Source organism: Thioalkalivibrio sp., from assembly GCF_041690275.1.
In the GTDB taxonomy this organism is placed as follows: Bacteria; Pseudomonadota; Gammaproteobacteria; order Ectothiorhodospirales; family Ectothiorhodospiraceae; genus Thioalkalivibrio.
Window position 1 is genome coordinate 17,682 of record NZ_JAWLHP010000052.1, and the last position, 4,535, is coordinate 22,216.

The window sequence follows — 4,535 nt, forward strand, 5'->3', positions numbered from 1 at the left end:
CCGGCGCCGCGGGGCGGCCGGCATCGCGGGCCCCGGGCCGGGCGGTCGACCGATCAGGCGATCGTCACATCGGTCGCAAGATAGACGTCCTGGATCCGGTTCAGCAGGGCCACCCCCTCCTGCATCGGGCGCTGGAAGGCCTTGCGGCCCGAGATCAGACCCATGCCGCCGGCGCGCTTGTTGATCACTGCGGTGCGCACCGCCTGCTGCAGGTCATTCTCGCCCGAGGGGCCACCCGAGTTGATCATCCCCGCGCGGCCCATGTAGCAGTTCGCGACCTGATAGCGCACCAGATCGATCGGGTGTTCGGAGGTCAATGTGTCGTACACCTTCGGATGCGTCTTTCCGAACCCGATCGCCTTGTAGCCGCCGTTGTTGGTCGCCTGCTTCTGCTTCACGATGTCGGCGCCGATGGTGGCGGCCAGGTGGTTCCCCTGCCCCGTGAGGTCCGCGGACTCGTGGTAGTCGACACCGTCCTTCTTGAAGGCGTCGTTGCGCAGGTACGCCCACAGCACCGTCACCAGCCCCAGTTCGTGGGCCCGCGCAAAGGCCTCGCTGACCTCCTGGATCTGCCGCCGGGACTCCCCCGAGCCGAAATAGACCGTGGTGCCGACCGCAACCGCCCCCAGGTCGAAGGCCTGCTCCACCGATGCGAACAGGGTCTGATCGGCAATGGCCGGATAGGTGAGGAGTTCGTTGTGGTTGAGCTTCACCAGGAAGGGAATGCGGTGCGCGTAGCGCCGCGAGACCGAGCCGAGCACGCCGAGGGTCGAGGCCACGGCGCTGCAGCCGCCCTCGATGGCCAGCTCCACCAGTCTCGCCGGATCGAAATAGATCGGGTTGGGCGCGAACGAGGCGCCGGCCGAGTGCTCGACGCCCTGGTCAACCGGCAGGATGGACAGGTAGCCGGTGCCGGCCAGTCGGCCGGTATCGAACATCAGCTGCAGGTTGCGCATCACCGTCGGGGAGCGGTCCGACAGGGAGACCACGCGGTCCACGTAATCGGGTCCGGGGACCTGCAGCATGTCCTTCGGAATCCCCTTGCACTCATGCTGCAGCAGGTGCTCCGCCTCGTTTCCGAGAAGTTCGAGTACATCCGTCACGACCAATCCTCCTGACGCGCCGCCAGCGCTCCCGGGCCGGCACGCGGCGCAATTCGTGCCAAGCGCCCCCGGACCTCAACAGTATGGACCCGGGGGTCGGACCAGGGCAAAACCTTGATTCCACTACGATCCAGGGTGCAAGCCACTCCCTTTTGGCCCCTGAAGGCGAATTCTTGCCCCCGGAATTGAATTCCGGTGAATCTTCCGGCACCCGCACGCAAGGGTTCAGGACGGATCGCCGCCATCCGGGCACTGGAGCGGCGAGCGCGCCGACCGCGGCCGCTCCGCAAGCGCCCGGGCGATGCGCGCATCGCGCCCGTAGATATCCGGCCGGAAGCGCAGACTCCCGTCCCCGGCCACGTCGGCAGTCCAGTAACCGAGGAGTATCGGCACCGGACGCGTGAGGTAAAAATTGGCCGTCTCTCCCTCGTCCAGGAGCCGGGCCACATGCTCGGCACCAGTGTCGCTGCCGTCCCCGATCAGCAGGCGGGCCAGCTCCACCGGGTCCTCCACGCGCACGCACCCGGAACTCACTGCCCGGCGGGGGCGTTCAAAGGTCTCCTTGCTGGGCGTATCGTGGAGGTACACCAGAAACGGGTTCGGGAAGCGGATCGCGATCCTGCCGAGGGGATTCCCGGGACCCGGCGCCTGGCGCAGCAGGATGCCACCCGGCTGGTCCCAGTCCACCTCGCCGGGATCCAGTTCGGCCCCGGAGTAATCCAGCACCTTCATCCCGTTGCGGTCCAGGTATCCAACATCGTGGCGAATCCTCGGAAGCATGTCCTTCTGCAGGATGGTCGGGGGCACGGTCCAGGGAGGATGGAAGGTCAGGTGCGTCACCTCCGATTTCAAGCGCGGGGTGGGTCGGGATGGCCGGCCGACCTGGGCTCGGGCCTCCCAGACGACCTCGCCTTCACGCCAGTACTCGACCCGGGCGCCGGCGATGTCCACGACCACACCGGTCTCCGGGCGCCTGCGCGCAAGCCAGCGCATCCGTTCGAGGTTCACGCGGAGCTGTTCGAGCCGCTGGACGGCCGGCACGTTCAGCGCAGAGAGGGTGTCGGGACCCACGATGCCGTCCGGTGCGAGCCCATGCCTCTCCTGGAAGGCCTCTACCGCGGCAGCCAGCGCCGCATCCATCATGTTTGCGTTGTCGGACGCCGGGAGGTCCGTGTGCGGCGCGAGTTGCAGGCGCGCACGCAACAGAGGCACGCGCGGATCCAGATCCCCCTCACGCAACAGTGGTCCGGAAGGCACCCGCGGCCAGTCCTGGGCGCGTGCGCGCTCGATCATCCGGGCGTACCCTGCGCGCAGGCCCCGGTATTGCCGGGTGGATGGCCGGACCCGATCGAAGGCCCCTTCGATGTCATCCAGCATGCCGCCCGCCAGCATCACCGCGCGCAGGCGTTCCGCCTCCCATTCGTCATCCGGTTCGTCACCCCGCAGCCAGATCCGCTCGCCCTGATCCGGATCCACTCGCCCCAGCGCGAGATCCAGCAAGGCGGCGAGGTAGGCCTCGGTGGCCATCAGATCAGTGCAGGCGATCTCCGCCGCGCCATCTCCCGCGGTGGCCACCCGTGCCCGGAGCTCCGACAGCCGGTAGCGTTCCGGATCCAGTCCGTCCCGGGCGAGATCCTCCAGTGCCTCGAGCAGCCCGGACAGCCGTTCCGCACGGTTCCAGGCCGGGGCATGACCACGCTCGGCGTAGAACCAGGCCAGGGCACCGGCCGTGCGTGCCATGGCGTCTTGGGTTCCGGCGGGCACCAGCGCCGCCTCGATATATTGCTTCGGCCCCGTCTGGCCCGCCCCCGCGGCCGGCAGAAGTGCCGGAAACAGCAGAATCGCCAGCAGCAATGTGTACCGGAAGCCGAACAATCGATTTTTCTCCATTAACCAGGATGTTAGACTATTGCGCTGTTTGGCCCGCGCCGGAGGCTCCGCCCCCAGCCTGCAGGTCCTGCCGGGGATTTGCCAATACCTGAATAGTGGACCGTGTCCCGCAGCGGCCCGTTCCGCCGGCCGGAACCCGCGGACACACGGGCATCGCCCACGGCACGCCTCAGAAAACAACCGGATATGGAGAACGAAAGCGAGTGATGATGATGCGCAGACTGTTGCTGGCCCTGTTGAGCACGGGCCTTGTTGCCTCCCCGGCGCTTGCGTCGGACAACTCCCGGGAGCAGCAGCTGGTCCAGGCGCTGTCGGGCGCGGCGCCGGCCGCACAGCCGGAGGTCCTGCAGAAGGCCGTGTCCGCGATGAAGTGTGCGGTGAACAACGGGGTAGAGCCGGCCGACCGGCTCGCGGTGGTCGATTTCTCGCTCCCCTCTTCCGAACGCCGACTGTGGATCTTCGATCTGCAGCACAGGGAACTGCTGCTCGAGGATTACGTCGCCCACGGACAGAATTCCGGCGGCAACCAGGCGACCCGCTTCTCCAATGTGGTCGGCAGTCACCAGTCCAGCCTTGGTCTCTTCCGCACGCAGGAGAGCTATTTCGGTCGGCACGGGTATTCGCTGCGCATGGACGGGCTTGAGGCGGGCGTGAACGACCGGGCGCGTGACCGGGCGATCGTGATCCATGCCGCCGATTACGTCGATCCCGACTGGATCGAGCGACAGGGACGCATCGGACGCAGCCAGGGTTGTCCGGCCGTGCGGCCCGAGATCGCGGAGGTGGTCGTCGACAGCCTGAAGAACGGGCAGTTCATGTTCACTTATTATCCCGATCCCGAGTGGCTCGCCTCGTCCGCGTATCTCAATTGCCAGCCGGACCGGATCGTCAGCCTGACGCCGTGATCGCGATGCCGGCCTGGGCCCGCGGACGGCCCGGAACACCACTGGATGACGATGGCCCGACGTGGCATCCTCTGCGGCCATGCGCATCCTTATCCGGTACTTCTTCCGCACGCTGCGGACGGTCCTCACCCCCTTCCTTCTGCTGGGAGACAAGTTGACCACACCGAAGAGCATCGAACGCGACCCGGCGGATCAGGCCCGGGTCGATGCCGAGACCAGCGAACTCGCTCTCTACCAGTTCCCCGCGTGTCCCTTCTGCGTGAAGGTGCGCCGCGCGATGAAGCGTCTGGCACTGAACATCGAGTTGCGCAACGCCCAGCATGCAGGCGAACACCGCGACGCCCTGATCGAGGGCGGCGGCAAGGCGCAGGTCCCCTGCCTGCGCATTGCCCAGCCCGACGGCAGCGTCGAGTGGATGTACGAATCCGGGGACATCATCCGTTACCTGGAAGATCGCTTCGGGGAAGAGGCAAGCCAGTCCGCGAGCTGAGTGCCGCCGGCGAGTCCGGACAGCCCTTGGTAACCCGGGCATTGACGAGCGGGATGGGATCCGGCAGGCGCGGAATCGCCCAGAGGGCTGGCCACCTGGTGCGTTCGCCCCGGCCCGCGTAGGAGCGGCCTCTGGCCGCGATGGCCC

Annotated in this window: 4 protein-coding genes; 2 read left to right on the plus strand and 2 right to left on the minus strand. The window is 67.2% G+C overall.

What is annotated here, in order from left to right; all coding sequences use genetic code 11:
- Window positions 1-53: 53 nt before the first annotated feature.
- Window positions 54-1,103 (minus strand): class I fructose-bisphosphate aldolase, encoded by a 1,050-nt coding sequence (locus ACESMN_RS10555; RefSeq protein WP_373053561.1) that lies wholly within the window; start codon window positions 1,101-1,103, stop codon window positions 54-56.
- 225 nt (window positions 1,104-1,328) lie between these two features.
- A complete protein-coding gene (locus ACESMN_RS10560) occupies window positions 1,329-2,978 on the minus strand; it encodes a murein L,D-transpeptidase (protein WP_373053562.1) in 1,650 nt (549 codons plus the stop codon).
- A 221-nt stretch (window positions 2,979-3,199) separates the two neighbouring features.
- Here ACESMN_RS10560 and ACESMN_RS10565 point away from each other — a divergent pair, with 221 nt between their 5' ends.
- Window positions 3,200-3,898, plus strand: coding sequence for a murein L,D-transpeptidase catalytic domain family protein (locus ACESMN_RS10565; RefSeq protein WP_373053563.1), 699 nt, complete (start codon window positions 3,200-3,202; stop codon window positions 3,896-3,898).
- A 79-nt stretch (window positions 3,899-3,977) separates the two neighbouring features.
- On the plus strand, window positions 3,978-4,388 hold the full coding sequence (locus ACESMN_RS10570) for a glutathione S-transferase N-terminal domain-containing protein (RefSeq protein ID WP_373053564.1): 411 nt from the start codon (window positions 3,978-3,980) through the stop codon (window positions 4,386-4,388).
- Window positions 4,389-4,535 lie beyond the last annotated feature (147 nt).